Source organism: Sutcliffiella halmapala (assembly GCF_002019665.1).
GTDB classification, from domain to species: Bacteria; Bacillota; Bacilli; order Bacillales; family Bacillaceae_I; genus Sutcliffiella_A; species Sutcliffiella_A halmapala.
Genome location: NZ_KV917375.1, coordinates 990,442 through 1,013,071, shown reverse-complemented (window position 1 = coordinate 1,013,071; position 22,630 = coordinate 990,442). Strand labels below are relative to the sequence as shown.

The 22,630-nt window shown below is 36.8% G+C and carries 22 protein-coding genes and 1 riboswitch; of the genes, 8 read left to right on the top strand and 14 right to left on the bottom strand.

Features of this window, described 5'->3' with window-relative positions; genetic code table 11:
* Nucleotides 1-180 precede the first annotated feature (180 nt).
* Nucleotides 181-1,350: an exosporium glycoprotein BclB-related protein gene (locus BK580_RS24015; RefSeq protein ID WP_213083616.1), complete on the bottom strand. Its 1,170-nt coding sequence runs from the start codon at nucleotides 1,348-1,350 to the stop codon at nucleotides 181-183.
* A gap of 388 nt (nucleotides 1,351-1,738) precedes the next feature.
* Here BK580_RS24015 and BK580_RS04750 point away from each other — a divergent pair, with 388 nt between their 5' ends.
* From BK580_RS04750 to BK580_RS04735, 4 genes are all read left to right on the top strand, one after another.
* Complete coding sequence (locus BK580_RS04750; protein WP_078379249.1) at nucleotides 1,739-2,707, top strand: S8 family peptidase; 969 nt, start codon at nucleotides 1,739-1,741, stop codon at nucleotides 2,705-2,707.
* Nucleotides 2,708-2,870: 163 nt separating this feature from the next.
* A complete protein-coding gene (locus BK580_RS04745) occupies nucleotides 2,871-4,487 on the top strand; it encodes a spore germination protein (protein ID WP_235863993.1) in 1,617 nt (538 codons plus the stop codon).
* 37 nt (nucleotides 4,488-4,524) lie between these two features.
* On the top strand, nucleotides 4,525-5,616 hold the full coding sequence (locus BK580_RS04740; protein ID WP_078379248.1) for a GerAB/ArcD/ProY family transporter: 1,092 nt from the start codon (nucleotides 4,525-4,527) through the stop codon (nucleotides 5,614-5,616).
* Nucleotides 5,613-6,791, top strand: a complete 1,179-nt coding sequence (locus BK580_RS04735) for a Ger(x)C family spore germination protein (RefSeq protein WP_078379247.1) — start codon at nucleotides 5,613-5,615, stop codon at nucleotides 6,789-6,791. The genes BK580_RS04740 and BK580_RS04735 overlap by 4 nt, the downstream gene beginning before the upstream one ends.
* A gap of 123 nt (nucleotides 6,792-6,914) precedes the next feature.
* Here BK580_RS04735 and BK580_RS04730 read toward each other — a convergent pair whose 3' ends face one another.
* Together BK580_RS04730 and BK580_RS04725 are read right to left on the bottom strand one after the other, a co-directional pair.
* The gene (locus BK580_RS04730) at nucleotides 6,915-8,465 is read right to left on the bottom strand and encodes a multicopper oxidase family protein (RefSeq protein WP_078379246.1); all 1,551 of its coding nucleotides are present in this window, start codon (nucleotides 8,463-8,465) and stop codon (nucleotides 6,915-6,917) included.
* Nucleotides 8,466-8,697: 232 nt separating this feature from the next.
* Nucleotides 8,698-8,928, bottom strand: a complete 231-nt coding sequence (locus BK580_RS04725; RefSeq protein ID WP_328589037.1) for a Fur-regulated basic protein FbpA — start codon at nucleotides 8,926-8,928, stop codon at nucleotides 8,698-8,700.
* A 61-nt stretch (nucleotides 8,929-8,989) separates the two neighbouring features.
* A riboswitch (SAM riboswitch) is annotated at nucleotides 8,990-9,096 on the bottom strand.
* A gap of 261 nt (nucleotides 9,097-9,357) precedes the next feature.
* Here BK580_RS04725 and BK580_RS04720 point away from each other — a divergent pair.
* Nucleotides 9,358-10,680 carry an aspartate aminotransferase family protein gene (locus BK580_RS04720; protein ID WP_078379245.1) on the top strand — a complete coding sequence of 441 codons (1,323 nt, stop codon included), beginning with the start codon at nucleotides 9,358-9,360 and terminating at the stop codon, nucleotides 10,678-10,680.
* A 133-nt stretch (nucleotides 10,681-10,813) separates the two neighbouring features.
* On the opposite strand, the gene BK580_RS04715 is transcribed toward BK580_RS04720, so the two are convergent.
* The 7 genes from BK580_RS04715 to cspD all read right to left on the bottom strand — a co-directional run bounded on the left by BK580_RS04715 (nucleotide 10,814) and on the right by cspD (nucleotide 16,905).
* Nucleotides 10,814-12,256 carry a DEAD/DEAH box helicase gene (locus BK580_RS04715; RefSeq protein WP_078379244.1) on the bottom strand — a complete coding sequence of 481 codons (1,443 nt, stop codon included), beginning with the start codon at nucleotides 12,254-12,256 and terminating at the stop codon, nucleotides 10,814-10,816.
* Nucleotides 12,257-12,387: 131 nt separating this feature from the next.
* Complete coding sequence (locus BK580_RS04710; protein WP_078382638.1) at nucleotides 12,388-13,446, bottom strand: metallophosphoesterase; 1,059 nt, start codon at nucleotides 13,444-13,446, stop codon at nucleotides 12,388-12,390.
* Between the two features lie 159 nt (nucleotides 13,447-13,605).
* The gene (locus BK580_RS04705; RefSeq protein ID WP_078379243.1) at nucleotides 13,606-13,905 is read right to left on the bottom strand and encodes a DUF3817 domain-containing protein; all 300 of its coding nucleotides are present in this window, start codon (nucleotides 13,903-13,905) and stop codon (nucleotides 13,606-13,608) included.
* A 264-nt stretch (nucleotides 13,906-14,169) separates the two neighbouring features.
* Nucleotides 14,170-15,204 carry an alpha/beta fold hydrolase gene (locus BK580_RS04700; RefSeq protein ID WP_139364840.1) on the bottom strand — a complete coding sequence of 345 codons (1,035 nt, stop codon included), beginning with the start codon at nucleotides 15,202-15,204 and terminating at the stop codon, nucleotides 14,170-14,172.
* Nucleotides 15,201-15,668, bottom strand: coding sequence for a hypothetical protein (locus tag BK580_RS04695; RefSeq protein WP_078379242.1), 468 nt, complete (start codon nucleotides 15,666-15,668; stop codon nucleotides 15,201-15,203). Before BK580_RS04695 ends, BK580_RS04700 begins: the two co-directional genes overlap by 4 nt.
* Nucleotides 15,669-15,695: 27 nt before the next feature.
* A complete protein-coding gene (locus tag BK580_RS04690) occupies nucleotides 15,696-16,472 on the bottom strand; it encodes an SDR family oxidoreductase (protein WP_078379241.1) in 777 nt (258 codons plus the stop codon).
* A 235-nt stretch (nucleotides 16,473-16,707) separates the two neighbouring features.
* Nucleotides 16,708-16,905, bottom strand: coding sequence for a cold-shock protein CspD (gene cspD, locus BK580_RS04685; protein WP_078379240.1), 198 nt, complete (start codon nucleotides 16,903-16,905; stop codon nucleotides 16,708-16,710).
* A 458-nt stretch (nucleotides 16,906-17,363) separates the two neighbouring features.
* Here cspD and BK580_RS04680 point away from each other — a divergent pair, with 458 nt between their 5' ends.
* The gene (locus BK580_RS04680; RefSeq protein ID WP_078379239.1) at nucleotides 17,364-18,530 is read left to right on the top strand and encodes a dicarboxylate/amino acid:cation symporter; all 1,167 of its coding nucleotides are present in this window, start codon (nucleotides 17,364-17,366) and stop codon (nucleotides 18,528-18,530) included.
* A gap of 88 nt (nucleotides 18,531-18,618) precedes the next feature.
* On the opposite strand, the gene BK580_RS04675 is transcribed toward BK580_RS04680, so the two are convergent.
* A complete protein-coding gene (locus BK580_RS04675) occupies nucleotides 18,619-18,807 on the bottom strand; it encodes an H-type small acid-soluble spore protein (RefSeq protein WP_078379238.1) in 189 nt (62 codons plus the stop codon).
* 127 nt (nucleotides 18,808-18,934) lie between these two features.
* Here BK580_RS04675 and BK580_RS04670 point away from each other — a divergent pair, with 127 nt between their 5' ends.
* Nucleotides 18,935-19,192: an atypical membrane-integrating protein (Mistic protein) gene (locus BK580_RS04670; protein WP_078379237.1), complete on the top strand. Its 258-nt coding sequence runs from the start codon at nucleotides 18,935-18,937 to the stop codon at nucleotides 19,190-19,192.
* Nucleotides 19,182-20,183 carry a potassium channel family protein gene (locus BK580_RS04665; protein ID WP_078379236.1) on the top strand — a complete coding sequence of 334 codons (1,002 nt, stop codon included), beginning with the start codon at nucleotides 19,182-19,184 and terminating at the stop codon, nucleotides 20,181-20,183. The genes BK580_RS04670 and BK580_RS04665 overlap by 11 nt, the downstream gene beginning before the upstream one ends.
* Here the strand turns inward: BK580_RS04665 and BK580_RS04660 are convergent.
* The 3 genes from BK580_RS04660 to BK580_RS04650 form a co-directional block, all read right to left on the bottom strand.
* The gene (locus BK580_RS04660; RefSeq protein ID WP_078379235.1) at nucleotides 20,180-20,587 is read right to left on the bottom strand and encodes a YugN-like family protein; all 408 of its coding nucleotides are present in this window, start codon (nucleotides 20,585-20,587) and stop codon (nucleotides 20,180-20,182) included. The genes BK580_RS04665 and BK580_RS04660 overlap by 4 nt on opposite strands.
* Nucleotides 20,588-20,757: 170 nt before the next feature.
* The gene (locus tag BK580_RS04655; protein WP_078379234.1) at nucleotides 20,758-22,107 is read right to left on the bottom strand and encodes a glucose-6-phosphate isomerase; all 1,350 of its coding nucleotides are present in this window, start codon (nucleotides 22,105-22,107) and stop codon (nucleotides 20,758-20,760) included.
* Between the two features lie 189 nt (nucleotides 22,108-22,296).
* Complete coding sequence (locus tag BK580_RS04650; protein ID WP_078379233.1) at nucleotides 22,297-22,554, bottom strand: hypothetical protein; 258 nt, start codon at nucleotides 22,552-22,554, stop codon at nucleotides 22,297-22,299.
* Nucleotides 22,555-22,630 lie beyond the last annotated feature (76 nt).

Below are 22,630 nucleotides of genomic sequence, written 5' to 3'. Positions count from 1 at the left end.
TATATTTTGAAGTAAGACTTGAGGCTTATCGGGGTTAGGGCTTGACTGCAATTATGTAAATACAAAGCACAAAAAAACAGGTGTGAAATAGACCACCTGTTTTTCAGTAACTAATATATTTTATCTATTCATCTCATACTAAATAAAAAGCAATTTCTCATTTTATCCTATAGCATAAAACTAATTTATTGCTATACTACCACTTGCATATCCTGTAGCGCTTGTAATCACTCCTGGACCTACATCAATAGAAAACACCATTAATAATCGTGTTCCGGCTGGAAAAGTCTCGGTAAAACCTGTAGCCAAACCGTTAGCAGTAGTACCGACATTAACTAATCCGGATAATTCAGGATCCAGTTCTATTGTTACTGCTGTTGGAGTAAATTCATCACTATCCGGCTCTGCACTATAGAGTGTTGCTACAATTGAAAATGCCGGACTCAAGGCTAGCGCTAAAGAAACACTAAAAAATGCACTTATAGAAGTAACTGTTCCCTCTCTCGGTAATGTAAACGCAAAATTCAATAATCCACCAGCTCCTGAAAGAGTCAGAGGGGCTCCTAAAACAAGTGCTACAGATTCAGAACTACCAAATCCAAGTAGACCAATAGTTTCTGTTAAACCACCTAACACTGTAGCTACTTCAATAGGTGTTCCGGATGCAAACGGAATTATTGCACTTGCTCCAGGAAGGCCTGCGGGACCAGCTTCTCCCTGGGGACCAGCTTCTCCTTGTGGACCTGCTTCTCCCTGGGGACCAACTTCTCCTTGTGGACCTGCTTCTCCCTGGGGACCTGTTTCTCCTTGTGGACCAGCTTCTCCCTGGGGACCAGCTTCTCCCTGGGGACCAGCTTCTCCCTGGGGACCAGCTTCTCCCTGGGGACCAGCTTCTCCCTGGGGACCAGCTTCTCCTTGTGGGCCGACTTCTCCCTGTGGACCTGCTTCCCCTTGTGGACCAACTTCTCCCTGTAGACCTGTTTCTCCTTGTGGACCTATTTCTCCTTGTGGACCTGCTTCTCCTTGTGGACCTATTTCTCCTTGTGGACCTGCTTCTCCTTGTGGACCTATTTCTCCTTGTGGACCCGCTTCTCCTTGTGGACCTACCGGACCGGTTGCCCCAGCTGGTCCTGCTGCCCCTGGAATTCCTTGCGATCCAGCAGGACCAGCCACACCTTGTGGGCCTGCTGGGCCAGCCACACCTTGTGGACCAGCCGGGCCAGCCGGACCTGATACACCTGGTGCACCTGGTACACCAACACCCCCGCCACCATTAGTATTTCCTCCACAATTACAAGTAATATTTATTGCACCTGAACATCTAGAACAGTTATCTCTATAAATCCCCAACGTATATATACCTCCACATAGTAATTTAAATCATAATCTTTAACATATTACTCCACCTTCCTTAATATGGAACTATTCCTAATATACATAGCTAAAAGGATAAGCCCATTTTTTGTTCCAATTCAGTGATGTATTATATTTTCATATTTCATTCATTTTTACAAAATCCTCAGAATTTTATCTGCTTAATGTAATCTTTTTTGATTATCAGAAAGAAGCTATTTTCTAATCTGTGAAGTGGACTTTTTGAACTACGATTGTTATCTGCATTCTACTAGTCTTTTTGGCCCTTGTTACTCTATTAATACATTTGATAGAATTTTCAGTAAGTTACACATGTACCTGTCTCTAGTTTCTCTATTAGAAAAAATGATTAGGAGGCGTTGTGATGGAAAAGTTAGTACATTTAATTCCGTACAAAGTTGATAATCAATTATTTGAGACACAGCAAATTCCTGAGGGTATTGATTTAATTCAAGCACCTGCCCTATGGAATCAAGGATTTAAAGGGGAAAATGTCGTAATTGCCGTTATTGACACTGGCTGCGATACACAGCACCCTGATTTAGCGGGAAGAATAATCTCCGGTCGCAATTTTACTGATGATGATAATGGAGATCCTGAGGTATTTACCGATTACAATGGACATGGGACACATGTTGCTGGAACGATTGCTGCTACAAACGCAGAGTCTGGTGTAATTGGAGTCGCTCCAGAAGTAAAGTTAATCATACTCAAAGCACTCGCAGGTGAAGAAGGTTCTGGAGAATATGAATGGATAATCAATGCCCTCGACTATGCAATTAACGAAAAAGTAGATATAATTTCCATGTCGCTAGGTGGGCCACTTGACGTTCCAGAGCTACATGATGTGATAAAAGTAGCAGTTGAAAAGCAAATATTAGTCGTATGTGCAGCTGGTAATGAAGGTGATGGAAATCACTCTACAGAAGAGTTCTCCTATCCTGCTGGCTACACTGAAGTAATTGCAGTTGGAGCTGTGAATCTTCAGCGACAATCTTCTTATTTTACAAACTCTAACAATGAAATAGATGTTGTTGCACCCGGTGAAAAAATTATCTCGACTGTACCAGGTGGTCGATACGCCGTCTTTAGTGGAACATCCATGTCCGCACCACATGTAGCAGGTGCGCTTGCCTTAATCAAAAAACAAGCTGAAACAGACTTTGAACGCATACTCTCAGAGCCTGAAATTTATGCCCAACTTATAAAAAGAACCATCCCTCTTGGCTATCCGAAGAGCTTGGAAGGAAATGGTCTCATTTATTTAACTGCACCTGAATTGTTAGCCGAATACCTAAGGCAAGAGAACGTAGTAGATTCTATTGGTGTATAACATATAATTACTCTTTTTAACCCCTGTGGCATTTTGCCACAGGGGTTTTTGTTTAGAATGAATTAACGTATAATTTTAGATATTTTAGCAAGAATAAACAGGAATATAATGAGAGTATTATAAACTATATATATCCTCTCTTCTAGCTTTAGGAGGTTCAACATTGCAATATTTTGAAATGATAAAAAAATTTATTCCTGAAACAAATATATACGTTTTCGCCCTCATTTCACTGATTGCCCCCCTATTTATTACCAAGCTAATTTCGCTGTACAATAATAATATTCAACAAGGAAACGGTATATTGGAGGAAGACACATCTGTTCTTTCTAACAACCTTTCAAATAATATTTCTACAATCAATAAAGCAATCGGTGTAAGTCATGACATTGTCACAAGAGAATTTGTAATTGGAAAGGAAAACATCGAGGCAGCAATCATCTTTACAAAGGGCCTAGTTGATATAAATGTCATTAATAATAATATATTGGAGCCGTTAATGTTAGATATTTTTGAATGGACTATAGATATTGATATCTCACCATTCAATCATTTAAAAAACAGCTTACCCATTAGCGAAATATATGAAGAAAGTTGTATAAATAACATTACGTCAAAAATATTAAAAGGGGAGACGGCGTTATTATTCCACAATTACGATAAGGCTTTCATATTGAAAACATGTGATACAAAAGCTCGAAATCAAGAAGAGCCTACCACTGAATTGCTAGTAAGAGGACCACGAATTGGATTCAATGAGAATATTATGGATAATATAGCACTTCTCCGAAAAGCTGGTGTGAATACCGACCTCAGATTTCTCAGCTATCAAGTTGGAAAGCGTTTTAAAAAAGAATTAGTAATTACCTATTTAAATGGTATTGCTAATGAAGAGATAGTAGACAATGTGATTAATAAAATAAAAACAATCACTATTGATAATTTACCTGAATCTGGTTATGTGGAGGAGTTAATAGAAGAAAATAATTTTTCCTTGTTTCCTCAAGTTCAGAGCACAGAGCGACCTGATAGGGTTATTGCGGCATTATCTGAGGGAAGGGTTGGTATTTTATTAGATGGCACACCATTCGTTTTAATAGTTCCTGTGACTATCAATATGTTTTTACAATCTCCAGAAGATTACTATGAGCGTTGGATTCCCAGTTCCTTAATTAGAATGTTAAGATATGTTGCATCTTTTATTGCCATATTTACCCCAGCTTTGTATATATCATTTGTATCATTTCATCAGGGGCTTATTCCAACCAAACTTGCTATTTCCATTATCAGTTCCCGAGAGGGAGTTCCATTTCCAATTCTTATTGAAGCCCTCTTAATGGAAGTTTCTATTGAAATTTTAAGGGAAGCTGGTCTCCGTTTACCTAAACCTATTGGACAAACCATAGGAATTGTTGGGGGCTTAGTAATCGGAGATGCTGCTGTACAGGCAGGAATTGTAAGTCCTGTTACAGTCATCGTTGTTGCCTTAACAGCCATTTCTTCCTTTTCTCTACCACAATATAATTTCAGCATCTCATTAAGAATCCTAAGATTTATTGCAATGTTTCTTGCAGCAACTTTCGGATTATATGGCGTGATTATTTTCTTTCTTTTCTTCAGTATACATCTTGTTCGTTTAAATAGTTTTGGTGTTCCTTATCTTAGCCCAGCAGTACCATATCAACTAGGAGATTGGAAGGATCTTTTCATTCGATTACCATTATCAGCTATGAAAAAAAGGCCGAAAATTATCAAACCAAATGACACTATTCGAAAGTGATAATAGGCATTACTTATGAGAAGGGACTAATAAAAAAATGAGTACACATCGCCAGGCAATTATTAATCCTACTCAAGCAATCATTATAATCATCAATTATATACTTGGTGTAGGCATATTAACGTTACCAAGGACTGCTGCTGCCGAGGTAGGAACTCCTGACATTTGGATTACCATTTTAATTAGTAGCATCTTCCCAATAGCAGCAGGGTTAATAATTTTAAAACTTAACAATAGATATCCGAACAAAACCTATTATCAATACTGTAAAAATATTGTTGGGAAATTTCTAGGCATCATTCTTGGATTATTCATGATTGGTTATTTCATTACATTATCTAGTTTTGAAGTAAGGGTTATGGCAGAGGTAACAGAAACATATCTACTTGAGGGTACTCCAGTTCAAATTCTCATCATTTTGTTTCTTTGGCTTACTCTCTATTTAAACATTGATGGAATTAATTCCATTGCACGTATGTTTCAAATCATCTTCCCCTTAACTGTATTTATTTTCATATTTCTAGCCTTGTTGAGTCTAGGTTTATTTGAATTAAATAATTTACGTCCTGTTTTAGGAAATGGAATTGTTCCTGTACTAAAAGGTATAAAAACTACATCTCTGTCTTACATAGGAATTGAAATAATGATCATCCTCTCTGTCTTTCTAACTGACAAAAATAAGGGGAAAAAAATTGTATTAATTGGAGTATTAATGCCAATGATTTTCTATCTAATAACTGTTGTTATTGTTATAGGCGCTTTATCGGTGGAAGGTGTTAGCAACTTAACTTGGCCTACGATTACCTTAATACGATCCTTTGAGTTCCCAGGTATATTCTTTGAAAGATACGACTCTTTGTTTCTGATAGTTTGGATTTTACAAATATTCGCTACTACTTCTATCACACTTTTTGCTGCATCATTAGGACTTTCCCAGATATTTAATAAAAATATAAAATACTTTATGTATGCCCTGCTTCCCATTGTTTTTATTATTTCCATGCTTCCTAAAGATCTACATCAAATCTTCTCCTTAGGAGACATGCTAGGAAATGCAGCGATTCTTTTATTCGGTATTTTACCAATTCTTTTATTATCTATCTCCTATTTGAGGAGGATAAATAGATGAAGCAGTCTAAAACCATTATTAAACTTGCTTTACCAATTCTTTTCACCGTTGTACTTCTTACAGGATGCTGGAGTTCAAAAGATATCGAAAAATTAGATATGATTATTGGAATTGGAGTAGATGTAGTACAGGATGACCTCCAACAGCATGCGGGAACTGACGAGCAATTATTAACTGTCACTTATCAACTTGCGAAAATAAATCACAAGCAAAGTATTAACGAGTCCTCGGATTCGGCTAAACCCTACCGGAATGTAGAGGAAACGGGTTCCTCTTTTCTTGAAACAGCCCGAGACGTCATTCTTAAACGAAAGAATATTTTAAACGGGCAGCACCAGCGCATTATTTTAATAAGCAGTGAAGTATTAAGAGATCGAAATGTTAGAGAAATACTAGATTTCTTCTTCCGTGACCCTGAAGCTCGACTGAGTTGCCTTGTAATGGTTACTGACGGATTAGCGAAAGAACTGCTTGATTATATGGAAACTGATGACATTCCATCACTCCATATATTCGACATTTCAGAACATACAGAAAAATCAAATAAGTTAATAGAACGAATGACCCTCGCAAAAACCAATGCTAAGCTTGTATCACAAACTAGCTTTTTATTACAAAATGTTATATTAAGTAACCAGGAAATTAAAATGACAGGAGCGGCTGTTATAAAAGGTAGTACCTTATCTCTTGTCGGATTTTTAGATGAAGAAGATTTAGTTGGTGTCACATGGTTAACCGCTTCCACAGATGGTGGGATCGTCAAGATCTTTGAAGAAGAAACAGAAGAAGTTATTATATATGAACTTGAGGATATAAAAAGTAAAGTAATACCTATTTTAGAAAATGGACAACTTTCTTTTGATGTAAAAGTGAAGTTAGACGGCATCATAACCGAAATACTAGCTGAAACTGATGATATTACAAAAGAAGAAAATATAAAAAAACTAAAGAAGCTTATTCAAGAAAAGGTTAAAGAAGAAATTAAAAATAGCCTCGTGAAAATTCAACAAGAATTACAAGTAGACGTTATTGGTTTTCATGATTACGTAAGGATTAAGTATCCAAAGTATTGGGCAGATCACAAAAATGATTGGGACAATATTTTTAGTCAGACTTCTATTAATTATAAGGTAGATATCAATATAGCCGATTATGGGGTGAATATTAATAATTAATTGGAGATAAGTGTCTGTATCCAGCCTCTATTACCATGGATACAGACACTTAAAAAGTTACATTCCCTAGAAGTTTTTCCTATAATCACTCTAGAATATTCACCATTTTCTAGATATAGGATGTTATCGAATAACGACATACGGCCGCATCATCTCATAATCCTCATGCTCTAACATGTGACAATGCCAGACATATAGCCCACAATATGGACCAAATTTCATGATAATCTCTGTTACTTGATTAGGATTAGCTCTTACTGTATCCTTCCTACCAGACTCTTGGGGCTCTGGCGGAAGTACTGGACCTGTATAATGTATGATCTTCTCTCGCAGATATCGGTCGACATCAAACTCTCTCCGACTAAGAATTTGAAAATCAATTAAGTGAATATGAATAGGGTGTGTATCTGGTGTTAAGTTGATCAGGTACCAAACTTCCGTACTCCCTAGTTTTGGTATTTCTGATATCGGAGCATCCCAATCTTTATTATCTAATAACATCAGCTCACGACCATATTTATCTAATGTATGGTCTAAAGTCAAAAATCGTTTTTTCGAAACGGATTGCATGCTTAGTTTTGGGATTTTCTCTAAAAATTGAGGAATTACACTAGTATCTATATGTTGAAGAGGATGTTGCACGCGAAATTCCAACACTTCGTTAATCTCATTTTCTTTTTCACCATTCGGAAAAGGAGCAGGAGCATCATTTGTCATTATCACGCTTTCTCCATCGAGATTGGTGAAATCGATGACGAGCTCTGCTCTTTCGGCAGGAGCAAGAATGATTTCTCGAATTCCTATTGGATGTTCCATGAACCCGCTATCAGTTCCTATTTGATACATCAGCTGGCCAGAATTAAGCTTTATTCTATAAAAGCGACTATTGGAACCATTAAGAACTCGAAAACGATATTTACGAGGCTCCACATTTAAATAGGGCCATACCTTCCCGTTTACTAAAATAGTATTTCCAAAAAACTCAGGGACAACAGAAGTCTCCAATTCTGGTACGGGATTATCTGGCTGATTAGGATAAAAAAGCGAACCGTCATCATGAAAAGTTCTGTCTTGGATAAGCAGCGGGATATCATACTCACTAGTCGGTAAATTCAAAGAACGTTCCCACTTATTTTTAATAAGATAAAAGCCAGCTAGACCGGCATAAACATTCAGGCGAGTAATACCAAGTGCGTGATCGTGATACCAAAGTGTACATGGGTCCATGTAGTTATCGTATTGATAAACCTCTTTCATAAAATATGGACCTACTTGTTCGAAGTTTCTAGTAAACCAAGCCTCTGGATACCCATCGCTCTCTGCCTCCACACTAGCACCATGAACATGTACAACCGTTCGAACTTCTGGAACATCTTTATGAGCCCCATGCACAGTAAAATCGACAGGTAGTAAATGTTTTTTCGGGAGATTGTTCATCCATTTAATAAAAACTTGCTCTCCACTTTCCACTTCAATCGTTGGACCAGGATAACAGCCTTCATAACCCCAAATAGTTGTTTCCTTTAGATCCCTATGGAGTGATTGCTTACATTCTGTCATTTTAACCTCATAATAAGTAAAAGTAGCATCTTTTTTTATTGGCTTTAATATAGAAGGAATCGGGAGGGCGTCTACAAATTTAGCAAGAGTTGATATTACATGCTTCCCCTTCATTGATATACCCCCTTGATATTTGCTCTCCCATAACAATATTCATCCAGCGCTAAGATAATTCTTTTTAAAATGTTGAGTTATCGCCGAGCGGAGTAATAGGTTCTTTAGCCGCTGAATCCCGGAGCTTGCCCATCCCTCAGAAAGTGAACACCAGGAACGGAAATCATCAAGGTGTTCAAAGGAGTCACCGTATTTTCAGGGTAGCCAAGACCAGCAAATTTTTCTACTTCTATTACTTTCTGTTAACCCATTGAATCGAACCCATATCATCATGCGGATGTACATACGACTGAATTTTTTTATATTCGTTTTCTAAGTCTGTTAAAGATAACTCAAATAAGTGTTGATCTTCTTTTTTAAAAACTTGAAAATAAATAAGTTTGTTTATTAATTCTATCCGTCTATTTTCTACAGCCTGCCGCAATAATTTCCCCATTTCTTCTCCATCTCCTTTCCTATTCAAAATAAAAGCCCTCTTCTTGTATAAAGACAAGAAGAGGGCTTAGCTCTGGAATAAACACCTCACCTTATCTGCCAAGCTTTTATGCTTGTTGGAGTTAGCACAGTATTCAACGAAGAATCTGTTGCTGAGGTTTCAAAGGGCCATTCCCTCCACCTCTCTGGATAAGTTTTATATTATTTGGTTGATTGATTTATACTTCTCTTTCAGTATATACCCTCGAATTCCGATTAGTCAACTAGGAATTAAGAGGTTATTTGTCCTATTTTCATCTTGGTTACAATAGAACAATGATAAGTAATTTAGATTCACTTTCTCCGTGATAATCAGTTTATATTGTATAAGCGTGCAATTAATGATATTTTAAATACAATCTAAAAATTCAATTATTAATAGAATAAAAGAGTTTCTGGCAACTAGGAGGGAAATATCATGAAAAAAGATTGGGGTCATTTAGTAGAAAACATGTCCAAACGATTAGCACCAAGTATGGCGAAGGATCATCCAAATTTACCTGTTGTAAAGGAAGAGGGATGCTACTATTACGGACTTGATGGGAAACAATACTTAGATTTCACATCTGGAATTGCTACGACAAACGTAGGACATCGACATCCAAAAGTCGTGCAAGCAATAAAAAATGCCGCAGACGAACTTGCACATGGACCATCCGGCGTTATTATCTATGAATCTATTTTAAGACTTGCCGATCGACTAGCTGAAAAATTACCAGGAGATTTAGATTGCTTCTTCTTTGCTAACAGTGGAACAGAGGCGATCGAAGGCTCTATTAAACTAGCAAAACATGTAACAAAACGCCCTTATATTGTTTCCTTTATCGGTTGTTTTCATGGTCGCTCCATGGGGGCATTGAGCGTAACTACTTCTAAAAGTAAGTATCGTAAGTTTTTACAGCCAAGCGGATCGTATCAGGTACCTTATGCAAATACCTCTGACTGCCCACTAGGCGTTAATCCAGAGGAGTATGTAGTAGAGCAACTTGAAAAAGACTTCAAAAGACTTTTTGCACACCAAGTAACACCTGAAGAAGTAGCAGCAGTCATTGTTGAACCAATTCTAGGAGAAGGTGGTTACATTGTTCCACCAAAAGCATGGTTAAAAAAAGTACGCGAGATTTGTGATCAGCACGGCATTTTACTTATATTCGATGAAGTACAAACCGGATTTGGTCGTACAGGTGAATGGTTTGCAGCACAAGCCTTTGATGTAACACCTGATATCATGGCAATAGCTAAGGGAATTGCCAATGGAATACCATTGAGTGCTACAGTTGCTTCCCATACCCTTATGCAGCAATGGCCACTTGGAAGCCATGGAACAACCTTTGGCGGGAATCCTATCGCTTGCAAGGCAGCTATAGCTGTATTGGATATAATCGAAGAAGAGGACTTATTAAAAAATACCCGAGAAGTTGGAGCATATGCTACTGAACAACTTTATAAGCTAAAAGAAAAGCATTCCATTATTGGGGAAATACGTTCCATTGGTTTGATGATTGGTATCGAAATCGTTCATCCAGAGAGCGGGGAACCTCATGGCGATGCCTTATTTGAAATATTAGATATTGCCTTAGAAAAAGGCGTACTCTTCTATTTTTGTGGGAATAACAGTGAAGTCATTCGTATGATCCCTCCATTGACCGTTACGAAAGAACAAGTAGATGAGGGGTTACGAATGTTAGATGAGGCTATAACCGTATATGAACATAAACAAGCAGTTGTAATGAAAAAATAGTGAATGAAACTTGCACTCTCGTTTAGCTAAGACAAATATAATAAACCATCTTTCCACAGGAGCTTGAGTTTTAACTCTTAAGGAAGATGGTTTATTTATTAACAGGGGAGCGAAAAGCATGGCAGTTTTTATACTACTTCCGCGCCTCATGCACTTTCAAAAGCTTTCCCTTGATGGTCGTATCTTTCATTGCTTTTAAAACAAGTGGCCCTTTCCCATTTAATACATCTACATATGAAACATTATCCTGAATTGTAATAATTCCAATGTCAGCAGCAGTTACACCTTTTATCTTCGCGATTGTTCCAACAAAGTCTACCGCTCTAATTTTCTTTTTCTTGCCACCGTTAAAATAGAGCTTCATTATATCTTTGTCTAATATCGCACCTTTTTCTTCTTTTAGATCTGGGCGAGTATTTAATCTCTCTTCAAAAGAAACCATTGCATTGGTAATTTCTGTTTTAGTTGGTGCGCTCATTTTAGGAATCTCGAATCCGATATACGCTTCAATCTCTTCTAAAAACCTGTCTTCATAAGGTGTGACAAATGTGATGGCCTTTCCAGTTTTCCCTGCTCGGCCAGTACGCCCTGTTCGATGAACATAGCTCTCTTTTTCAAGCGGCAAATCATAGTTGAAAACGTGAGTGATGTTATCTATATCAATCCCTCTTGCGGCAACATCTGTTGCCACTAAGTAGCGAAATTTCCCTCTTTTAAAATCATTCATCACAGCAAACCGATCTTCTTGAACTAGTCCGCCATGAAGTTTATCACATGGATACCCAGAACGGTCTAAACCACTATAAACATTATCTACCTGTTCTTGTGTACGGCAGAAGATAATACAGCTTTCAGGGTTCTCGATGATAGTCACAGACTTTAATAATTGAAATTTTTCATTTTCCTGCACTTCTATAACACGATGAACAATTTTATCCGTTGTAATTCCTGTAGCTTGTATCTCGACCCGAATAGGATCTTTCATATATTTATGAGATAAATGGGCAACATCCTCTGGGAATGTAGCAGAAAACAGCATCGTCACTCTCTCTCTTGGCAACGCTTGAATAATCGCCTCCACTTGCTCAATAAATCCCATATTTAACATTTCATCCGCTTCATCGATGATGAGATACTTAAGCTGATCTACCTCAAAGGTTCCTTTTTCAATATGGTCAAGTACACGTCCTGGTGTACCAACTACAACATGCGACTTTTGTTTCAACTCAAGTTTTTGTCTATCAAAGGGCTGCTTTCCATAGATAGCTGTCGCTTTAACACGTTTAAATCTACCTATATTTGTTATGTCCTCTTTTACCTGTGCAGCCAGTTCCCTAGTAGGAGTTAAGACAAGCGCTTGTGGCTTATTTTCTTCCCACTCTACTAGCTCACATAATGGAATTCCAAAAGAAGCGGTCTTCCCACTTCCTGTTTGAGATTTCACGACAAGATCTTTTTCCTGCAAGGCAATCGGTATTACCTTTTCCTGAACTTCTGTAGGGGTTGTGTACTGTAAGCTAGTAAGTGCTTTTATTATTTCGTGACTAACTTTATATTTCTCAAATTTGTTATTCATTTAGGTACCTCTTATCCTGATGCTTTTATTTTATCTATAATAATGACAAGTGTTTCTTATTCTTAGCTATTATAGCTTATACCTATACAAAGAAATACCCTTTCACTCCACAAGGGAATAAAAGGGTAACATCATGCCTTCAAAAATTTCACCGTAATCTCCACTACTTCCGACCTACTTCCAATTCGAATTGGCGGTCCCCAAAATCCAAAACCAGAAGACACAATTGCATGTAGTTTATTTTTCTTTAAGTATCCCCAATCCAATTCAAATATTTTTCGTGTAATGAAGTGGTTGGGAGCCATTTGTCCACGATGGGTATGACCAGACAAAATTAAATCAATTCCGCTTACCTCTGCTTCTTTCAATTCTGCTGGTTGGTGATCCATTGCAATGATTGGTATTCCAGGTTCTAAACCATCCACTAATTCCGTAAATGATTTTCTTCTTGCATCTGTTTTATCTTTTCTTCCCAATAAATAAAAACTATTATTTATGTTGATTACTTCATCCATTAATATTCGAATATCCAACTTCTCCATCTCTTCCAGAAACGCGGGAATCTCTCTTCCGTAATATTCATGGTTACCTAATACACCATAAACTCCTAATGGGGCTTGAAGCTGTTTTAAGATTTCCCCCATTTTTTTTCGGACAAATTGTTTAGGATCATCATCGATAATGTCCCCAGGTAAGAGGATAAGATCGGGTTTTATCTTTTCCACTGTCTTTACTAAGCGATTGACATGGGCTCGTCCAGAAAGTTTTCCAAAATGCATATCGGATGCCACCGCAATACGGAGTTCCTTTAAGTTTTCTATCTCTTTGGAAATAGCTATTTCATAATGACGAATAACCGGACTATAGGCATTATAGGTGCCCACGATAAACAGAAGCAGCAATAATAATAATGTGATACTTCCAGTCCATATTATGGCACTCCTCTCGTCAATTGGGAATTGATTTAGGAGATAAACTGTGAGATTAGCTAGAGGAAACAATAGTAAACCATATTGCACCAAAGCAAACCAATACGAACCTACCACAGATAACCAAGATAACGATTTAATGAGTCTTCCTAAAATATAGGAATAAGCGATTAGCGCTAGCAGGATGCTGTAAATAATAGGGCTTTCCCATTCAAAAATAACACGTAAATAAACCCAAACATTCCAGCCAAGATAATACATTAAAATATTATAGAGTGAAAAAAAAGCAATAATTGATAAGATAGGACGAAACTTCAATTCTACAACTCCTTTTAGTAACCTATGCAGTTATTATTATAAGCTAATAACGTAAAAACCAAGAAATATTAAGCACAAAAAAAACTGACCCATTGAACAGAGTCAGTTTACAAGTGAAGATTTTTTGATATATGAATCAAAAATCATATTACCAAAAGGGATAAAGGCAACTACTACAGCACTCGCTGCCCATTTATAGGACCATCTTATTTTATACGTTACATAGGCAATAAAGAAAAGGTACATAACGAAAAGCAAACCGTGTATTGCCCCTACAATGCTTACTACTTCTGGAATATCTAAGCCGTATTTTATTGGCATCGCAATAAATAATAAAACTAATAGGGAGCCCCCTTCTATTAAACCCATTACTCGAAATCTATCAACCGGTGTTTTTACCATTTCAACCACCCTACTTTCAGACTTTGCTTCCTGTATTATAAATTAGGTTGGTCTAGTAATACCATAGAAAACATGACAATCTTGTGAAACAACAGGAAATGAAAAGAGAGCCAAATATTTTATCGGCTCTCTACTCTTTATTTAAAATACATAAAAAACTGTTGATAGACAATGGCTCCTATTCCCATATACTCTGTATAGGGATCGATCCTTTTGTCCAAGTCAGTAAATAAAAAATACATGACATCATACCTCCCTATTATTCTATTTTTCCAATCGTTCTGAACGAAGCGGCAGCCATTCTGCTAAATACGCTGGTAGATTATCTTTTTTTATGTTTGTCCCTGTATGCCCTCCTTGCAGTATTTCGCAGTTTTTATCTAAACTTGAAACTTCTTCTAAAATAGGGATGCTTTGTTCTTTCGGAACTAAGCGGTCATTTTCGGTGACAACAACCAAAAGATTCGCATGTATATTAGATAGCTTCACCTGTTTTCCATTTATCTTTAATTGACCTTTTATTAATTTATTTCCTTTTAGTAAATCTTCTGATATTTGCTTTGCCGTTTTACCAGCAAGTGGGATATGACCCTTTGTCCAAGTATTAAAGCGAATCCATCTTTCTACATAATTTGGATCATCTGCTCTTAGTAAAAGGGATAGATAGGGGCTATAATAAATTGGGGATGTTATTAAACGTACACCAGCTTCAACATTTCTAGCTGGAACAATGCCTATTTCTTCTATATATTTATCAAAAGAAATGTCATTTTCTCTAACTGCATGTAATAATTTATCAAAAACTGGGATCTCGCTAAAGTCGATCGGTGTTACAATAAGGACAATATTTTTAATTGATTCTTCAGCTATCGCACCATATATTGCTGCCAGTGTTCCACCGAGACAGTATCCTACTATCGTCATCTCCTCTACGCTTGCATGATTTAACGCTTTCTGTACCGCTTTTGGGATATAATCTGTGACATAATCATCAATAGATAAGTCTTTATCCTCTAAACCTGGCACACCAAAATCTAATAGATACACATCAAATCCATTAGAGACGAACGCCTCAATAGAGCTTCCACCCTCCATTAAGTCCAATACAAACGGACGATTAACTAGAGAATAGATAAGGAACAGCGGAACATTATATTTTTTCTCGGAAGCAGCATAGTACCATAGTGTTGCTTTATTCTTTTTCCATATTGCTTGTCTAGGTGTTATTCCGTCACTGTATGGAAGTTTATTGTACGTTAGCATTTCATCCTTCCATTTTGATAATTCTTTTCTTTTCAAAGATAAAACCACCTCTCCATCTGAACTACTTTCGAGTCCTTACCAGGTGTCTTTGATAGAACAACTCCACCATTTTTGGCTGATTGACCTTTTGGGGTCAACTCTCGTAAATATCTTTGATTTGGTAGATTACTATTTACTTTTTTATTTAGCTCTTCTAATGTTTGGGTTACACTTGCAAGCTGCCCCTCTATTGCTTCTATTTTTTCCTCAATTTGAATCATAAGCTTTGCTAGATTCGCAACATCATTTTTTGTTGGAAAATTATACTGCAAAGAAAGAAGCTCCACCTCATCCTTTACTAACTGCATTCTTTCTGCAAGATATTCACTACCTACCCCAGCATATCGAGCAACACTCTCTTTGTTTAACTGCGATTGAATCATTCCGTTTAATAGTTGTTCAATCTCAAACCCTTTCTTTTTAAGTCTATTTAACGCTACTACATTATTAGCATTTGCCATTCTTATCCCTCCCTTCTTATTTACGCTTTAAACTAGTGCTGTCATTCCTCCGTCTATTACAAGGATATGGCCGACACAATAATCAGAAGCCTGTGAAGCTAAAAACACCGCCGCTCCTTTAAGATCTGACTCACTGCCAAAGCGCTGAGCAGGTATTTGACTCATTAATGTAGGTGCCGACTTTTCTACAATGCTTTTCGTAATTTTTGTTGGAAACATTCCTGGGGCAATCGCATTGACTTGAATATTATGTGAAGCTAGCTTTACTGCCAAGTCCTTGGTGAAAGTGATAACACCACCTTTACTTGTGTTGTACGCAATTGTATCCATTAAAGCAGGATGTGTTCCACCTAGTCCTGTAATCGAAGCAATGTTAATAATTTTTCCACTACCTTGCTTCACCATCACTCTTGCTACTGCCTGACTAAACAAGAAAACAGCTTTTAAATTAACATTCATTACTTTATCCCACTTATCCGCTGGTAACTCTAATGTTGGCGCCATCCACGAGGTTCCACTATTATTAACTAAAATATCAATCGTTCCAAAATGTTGAAGTGTAGTTTGAACAACCTCTTGAATATCCTCTGACTTTGTTACATCACATGAAAGTGCAAGTGAACGAACCCCCTTTTTTTCTAACTGTTCCCTAACTAACTTACATGCCTCTAAATCTCGAGAACACACCACAACATTAGCCCCTGCCTCAGCTAAAGCATTGGCAATCTGAGCACCGAGCCCTTTACCTCCACCTGTTACTATCGCTGTTTTACCATTCAACTGAAAAAGCTCTGCTATTTCCACTAAGCAACCTCCTTTCCCTATTAACTCTCATGCAAGTAGAATCCTATCTAGTAATTCATTCATACTTACAAGAGACTTCTATATATTATAGATAAAACGTGATAGAGTGGTGTCTAAAATGATGATATCGCCGTAGCATATTTTTAATAGAACAACAAAAGAGCCCCCAACCCGATAACAATAAAAAAAACGCAAAAAAGGCCCCCATAAAGGGAGCCTTTCTTTGTCAAAACTATTACTTTTGAACGTTAGTTGCTTGTGGTCCACGAGCACCTTGTTCGATTTCGAAAGATACAGTTTGACCTTCTTCTAAAGATTTGAAACCGTCGCCTTGAATAGCAGAGAAATGAACGAATACATCGTCTTGTCCTTCTACTTCGATGAAACCGAAACCTTTTTCAGCGTTGAACCATTTTACTTTACCTTGTAACATAATATGTTTCCTCCTACAGTGGATAGTTCCCACAATTGTATTACCATTCTTGCTCTGCATAATCTTTCAAGACGAAAAACATTGAAGTAAATTCCTTCTATCAGCCTTACCGAACAAAAACAATTAACTTAATCATAGAGGTTTCTTCTTTAAAAATCAAGTTTTATTTGGTTTTGCTAGTAACTTCCATCAATATTCAACGATGTTGCTGGAAAAGACACAATAACGAATGGAGAAATTCATTAGAAAGATTATGCAGCAAAAAGCTACAACTATGGTGAATTTCTGTAGTAGTGTACCCATTATAAACAAATTTATAAACCTATTTAAAAAAATTTTAACAACTGGAAATAACATTCATAAAATTAAACCAATTTAATCTTCCCTTTTTGTAATCGAATGATGTAACATAGAAATTGTTACAATACATAGACAACTGTACTAGCAGGGAGGACAACATGAAAACATTTGGACTTTTACCCAGAATCATAGTAGCAATTATTTTAGGAATTATTTTAGGTAATTTTGCACCAAGTTGGTTAATACGAATTTTTGTAACCTTCAATGAAATTTTTGGTAATTTCTTAGGTTTTGCTATTCCATTAATCATCATTGCTTTCATTGCACCGGGAATTGGGGAAATTGGCAAAGGGGCAGGAAAGTTACTAGGTCTTACAACAGTAATTGCTTACTTATCAACTATCGTTGCTGGTCTATTAGCCTTTCTAGCAGCAAACTCATTATTTCCTACTATATTAAAAAATGCTAGTTTATCTAACGCATTCGATAATCCTGAGGAAGCATTACTATCTCCATTATTTGAATTGGAAATCCCGGCAGCTATGGGAGTCATGACTGCATTAGTTCTCTCCTTTACACTTGGACTTGGTATGGCAGCAATTAAAGGAAACGCACTAAAAACAGTAATGATTGAATTCAGAAAGATTATAGAATTAGTTATTTCAAAGGTAATCATTCCACTTTTACCATTTCATATTTTAGGTATATTTGCGAATATGACTTATGGTGGACAAGTTCAAACAATTATTTCTGTTTTTGCAAAAGTATTCGTATTAATTATTTTACTCCATTTGACTATGTTACTTTTACAATATACAACTAGTGGCGTTTTAACGAAGAAAAATCCATTAAAAATGTTAAAAACAATGATGCCGGCTTATTTCACAGCACTTGGAACACAATCTTCCGCTTCAACCATACCAGTAACATTAGAACGAGCTAAGAAAATGGATGTGAACGAAAAAACAGCCGATTTTACTGTACCATTACTAGCTACCATCCATTTATCTGGTAGTACGATAACCTTGGTCACATGTGCGCTTGCAGTAATGTTTATTAACGGGATGGAATACACTTTCCTTTCAATTCTTGGATTTATTCTTATGCTAGGTGTGACAATGATTGCAGCACCAGGAGTTCCAGGAGGAGCAGTAATGGCAGCATTAGGTCTATTACAAACTATGCTTGGCTTTGATGCGACAATGGTTTCCTTAATGATAGCACTTTACCTAGCTCAAGATAGTTTTGGTACTGCATGTAACGTAACCGGAGACGGTGCAATTGCTAATGCTGTAGATCGTTTAACAAGAACAAAATCTGCTTAATCCAAATAAATAACAAAAAAAGAGGTGGACATTTTAAAAATGTGTGCACCTCTTTTTTTTGTTTTAAATAGATAAAACTATCATCTAATTACCCCTCTACCTCCTGCAAATCCTGAATATCTACAGTAGTTCGTTCTTCTCCAGCTGGACCGCGAAGATGAACTGTTGCCGTTTTTCCATCTTGACTTACATCGTCAATCCATACACTAGCGCCTTGAAAGGTGACATTTATAGTAGCTGACGATGATAATATTTGTCTCACTCGTTTTTCTTCCATTTTTATCACTCCTGCTTAAGAACATCATGACATATCTTTCTTATTTTTGCTTTTTTTCATGATAATTATGCCTCTCAAGTTTAATCATCTCCTTGTTTTGTCAACAATAAGCATTGAGGTGAATGAATTGAAGTTAAAACCGAATGAAAAAGTAGCCTTAAGTGATGCAATAGACCGCATGAATGAAGGCTTAGACCAATTTATTGAATTATATAACGAGGCGGAGGAAGATAAAGCCATAATTGATTTTGATGAAGAGGTTTTGCAATTACTTGAAGCTGGAAAAGAAAAATTTGGAGAAGCCGCGCTAACCAAGAGGATAAACACTATTATAAAGGAGGTTCTTTCCTTCGTATCAACTGAGGAGAAAGAACATGAAGAATAATACCTCATTTCATTTCAACTTTATTCATTGGCCAGTTATTATAAGAGTTTTATGTATTATTTTCATAATCAATATTACATTTGGAGTAATCATACATTTTATTGAACCTACAGAGTTTCCCTCCATTTTTGATGGCATTTGGTGGGCACTCGTTACAACAGCAACTCTTGGCTATGGAGATTATGTACCCATAACCATACCAGGAAGAACCTTGGCAATTTTATTAATCTTCATCGGAACTGGATTTGTCACTACCTACTTCGTTGCACTTGCATCAAGTGCCATTACAACACAAAATGCTTATCTGGAGGGCAAAGTGGAGTATAAAGATGAGAAACATATTATAATTGTAGGCTGGAACGAAAGAGTGAAAGAAACACTAACACAGATAAAAGGTCTCGGAAAGAAACCATTATCCATTGTCTTAATTGATCAGACCCTTGATCAAAATCCATTACCTGGTCATAATGTACACTATATTAAGGGCAATCCTATTTACGATCATATTTTACTTCATGCGAATATAAAAAAAGCTGAACTTGTTGTTGTTACATCTGATCAAAGTAAAGATGAAGTCCAAGCTGATATGAATGCGATCTTAACCTTATTAACTGTCAAAGGATTGAACCCGAATGTTTATACAATTGTTGAAATATTAACTTCCGTTCAGGTGAAAAATGCTCAACGCGCTGGGGCAGATGAAATTATTCAAACCAATATGCTATCTAGTTATGTCATGATTAACAGTATGGTTTCCAATGGAATGTCTAATACACTTTTACACATGCTTGATCAGTTGAAGGGTAGTAAATTAAAATACTTAGACGTCGAGAATTCTCATATTGGAAACACGTTTGAATCAGTAAGTAACACACTCATGCAAAATAAAATACTACTTATAGGCATAAAAAGAAGAGGAGAGACAATGGTTAATCCTCCTCTTTACACACTCATTCAAGCTGACGATTGTCTACTTGTAATCAAAGACTAATTAGTTAAAAGAACAGCTTCTAATTCCTTCACCAAAGAACGACCTAATTCAACATATTCCTTTGGGAAGGAAGCATCTGAATCCACAGGTTCTGAAAACTGATTAAAGGCCGCTGCTCCATTACCTACATGTGCATTATCGTCCACACCAATTTGATATTTATGGGACAGTAAGAATGGCCTGCCTATTCTTACTGTTGTACCTTGAGAATCGAGTTGACCGTCCACCGCTTGAAATGGTACCCGTAAATATTGATACCCTACTTTATCATCAATCTTATAATCAAAGTACCCATGGTCATAGTCCCAGTTGCCCCCAATAGAATATCCTAACTCTTGCAATTCTTTTTCTAATTTGTATAGATGAAAATCTGTACCTTCTACCTTTGAAGGAATTGGAATCATAGAAATCCCCCCTTTTGAAGTAGGTTTCCCTTAGTAAAAACTTATATACAAAAGTTCTGATACGGCATTTTTCAAAACAAAAGGCTTTGTTAAACACCGCTGTACTTTAACAAAGCCAAACAAAAAAGAAGCCACCCATAAACTCGGCAGCTTCGTTTTTCATTTACATTCTATTTTAAACGTTTTTCTAATTCGGCTTTAACTTCTTCAAACCCTGGTTTCCCTAAAAGAGCAAACATGTTCACTTTATAAGCTTCTACTCCAGGCTGATCGAAAGGATTTACGCCTAATAAGTATCCGCTCATGGCACACGCTTTTTCAAAGAAGTAAACGAGGTATCCAAAAGTATAAGCATCCATCGCTGGGATGTTCACCACTAGATTAGGTACCCCTCCATCAGTATGAGCAAGTAACGTACCTTCATAAGCTTTTGTGTTTACAAAGTCTACTGTTTTGCCAGCAAGATAGTTTAAACCATCTAAATCAGATGCTTCTTCTTCCACAAGTAACTCGTGTCTTGAATCTTCAACCTTGATGATTGTCTCAAATAGATCACGGCGTCCTTCTTGTACATATTGACCCATAGAATGAAGGTCTGTAGAGAAGTTTGCGGATGCTGGGAAAATTCCTTTTTGGTCTTTCCCTTCACTTTCGCCAAATAGCTGCTTCCACCATTCAGAGAAATATTGCAATCCTGGCTCATAATTGATTAGCATTTCAATCGTTTTTCCTTTATTGTAAAGGACATTTCGAACTGCTGCGTATTGATAAGCGGCATTTTCTTCTAGTTCTGAGTTAGAGAACTCTTGGCTTGCATCTGCCGCTCCCTTCATCATCGCTTCTATATCAGCACCTGAAACTGCGATAGGTAATAGACCTACTGCCGTAAGCACGGAGTAACGGCCACCTACATCATCAGGAATAATGAATGATTCGTATCCTTCTTCTAATGCAAGAGTTTTTAACGCTCCACGCTCTTTATCAGTAGTAGCATAGATACGTGTACGAGCTTCTTCTTTGCCATACTTTTCTTCTAAAATCTTACGGAAGATACGGAAAGCTAATGCTGGTTCCGTTGTAGTACCGGATTTAGAAATAACATTAATAGAGAAATCTTTTCCTTCTATTAGGTCCATTAAATCCTTCATATAAGTAGAACTAATATTGTTACCAACAAAAACTACTTGCGGTGTTTTACGCTGTTCTTTTGTCAAAGCATTATAGAATGAATGGTTTAGCATCTCAAGCGCAGCACGAGCTCCAAGATAAGAGCCACCAATCCCTACCACTAATAAAACATCGGAATCACTTTTAATCTTATTCGCACTTTTTACAATACGAGAAAATTCTTCTTTGTCATATGCAGTCGGTAAGTCAATCCACCCAAGGTAATCGTTACCAGCGCCTGTTTTCTCATGCAGTGAATGATGCGCAACTTTTACAGCATCTCTTAAATATGTAATTTCATGTTCCCCAAAAAAAGATAGAGCCTTGTTATAATCGAAACGAATATGTACCATGTTAAACCCTCCTAATACAGATTTACTATTCCAATTTTCACTTTACAGAAATAAGTTCAATATATCAAGAATGCTCCCTCAGTGAAAGCGGATACAGTGTAAAATTAATCAAAATTTTTAATTGTTCCCATAGAAAAACGGCTATACGATGTGTATAACCGCTTCTAACTAAATAAACATTAAATTCACTTAAGAAGGTTCTACTTCTTTCTTTTCCTCTTGCTTTTTTGCAACTACAACTCTGATATATTCACGGGGCTTAAATGGTTGAATGACATTTAGGCTGCCTTGACCTTCCATTTGACTAGTGTTCATTAACACAACCCCTGAATTAGAGTTGTTCATTTGTTCATTGAAATCACTCTTCATTTCTGTATTAAACCACCAAGCACCAGCAAATAAAGTGGAAAATATGGAGAGAGCCACAGTTGCTTTTGTTTTCGTCATATCTACCACCACCCTAAATATAGAATGGCTAATTAAACAATATTTTATGCAGTTTCAAAAAAAATTTTCGATTTAT

Excerpts from the sequence above, each read along its gene's own strand:
- BK580_RS04660 (WP_078379235.1), bottom strand. The coding sequence starts at position 20,587 with ATGATTCCAATTCCTTCAAAGGTAGAAGGTACAGATTTTCATCTATAC.
- BK580_RS04710 (WP_078382638.1), bottom strand. The coding sequence starts at position 13,446 with ATGTATTATCTTGGCTGGAATGTTTGGGTTTATTTACGTGTTATTTTT.
- BK580_RS04655 (WP_078379234.1), bottom strand. The coding sequence starts at position 22,107 with ATGGTACATATTCGTTTCGATTATAACAAGGCTCTATCTTTTTTTGGG.
- BK580_RS04740 (WP_078379248.1), top strand. The coding sequence starts at position 4,525 with ATGAGTACACATCGCCAGGCAATTATTAATCCTACTCAAGCAATCATT.
- BK580_RS04730 (WP_078379246.1), bottom strand. The coding sequence starts at position 8,465 with ATGAAGGGGAAGCATGTAATATCAACTCTTGCTAAATTTGTAGACGCC.
- BK580_RS04695 (WP_078379242.1), bottom strand. The coding sequence starts at position 15,668 with ATGGCAAATGCTAATAATGTAGTAGCGTTAAATAGACTTAAAAAGAAA.
- BK580_RS04650 (WP_078379233.1), bottom strand. The coding sequence starts at position 22,554 with ATGACGAAAACAAAAGCAACTGTGGCTCTCTCCATATTTTCCACTTTA.
- BK580_RS04720 (WP_078379245.1), top strand. The coding sequence starts at position 9,358 with ATGAAAAAAGATTGGGGTCATTTAGTAGAAAACATGTCCAAACGATTA.
- BK580_RS04750 (WP_078379249.1), top strand. The coding sequence starts at position 1,739 with ATGGAAAAGTTAGTACATTTAATTCCGTACAAAGTTGATAATCAATTA.
- BK580_RS04665 (WP_078379236.1), top strand. The coding sequence starts at position 19,182 with ATGAAGAATAATACCTCATTTCATTTCAACTTTATTCATTGGCCAGTT.
- BK580_RS04715 (WP_078379244.1), bottom strand. The coding sequence starts at position 12,256 with ATGAATAACAAATTTGAGAAATATAAAGTTAGTCACGAAATAATAAAA.
- BK580_RS04705 (WP_078379243.1), bottom strand. The coding sequence starts at position 13,905 with ATGGTAAAAACACCGGTTGATAGATTTCGAGTAATGGGTTTAATAGAA.
- BK580_RS04735 (WP_078379247.1), top strand. The coding sequence starts at position 5,613 with ATGAAGCAGTCTAAAACCATTATTAAACTTGCTTTACCAATTCTTTTC.
- BK580_RS04675 (WP_078379238.1), bottom strand. The coding sequence starts at position 18,807 with ATGGAAGAAAAACGAGTGAGACAAATATTATCATCGTCAGCTACTATA.
- cspD (WP_078379240.1), bottom strand. The coding sequence starts at position 16,905 with ATGTTACAAGGTAAAGTAAAATGGTTCAACGCTGAAAAAGGTTTCGGT.
- BK580_RS04680 (WP_078379239.1), top strand. The coding sequence starts at position 17,364 with ATGAAAACATTTGGACTTTTACCCAGAATCATAGTAGCAATTATTTTA.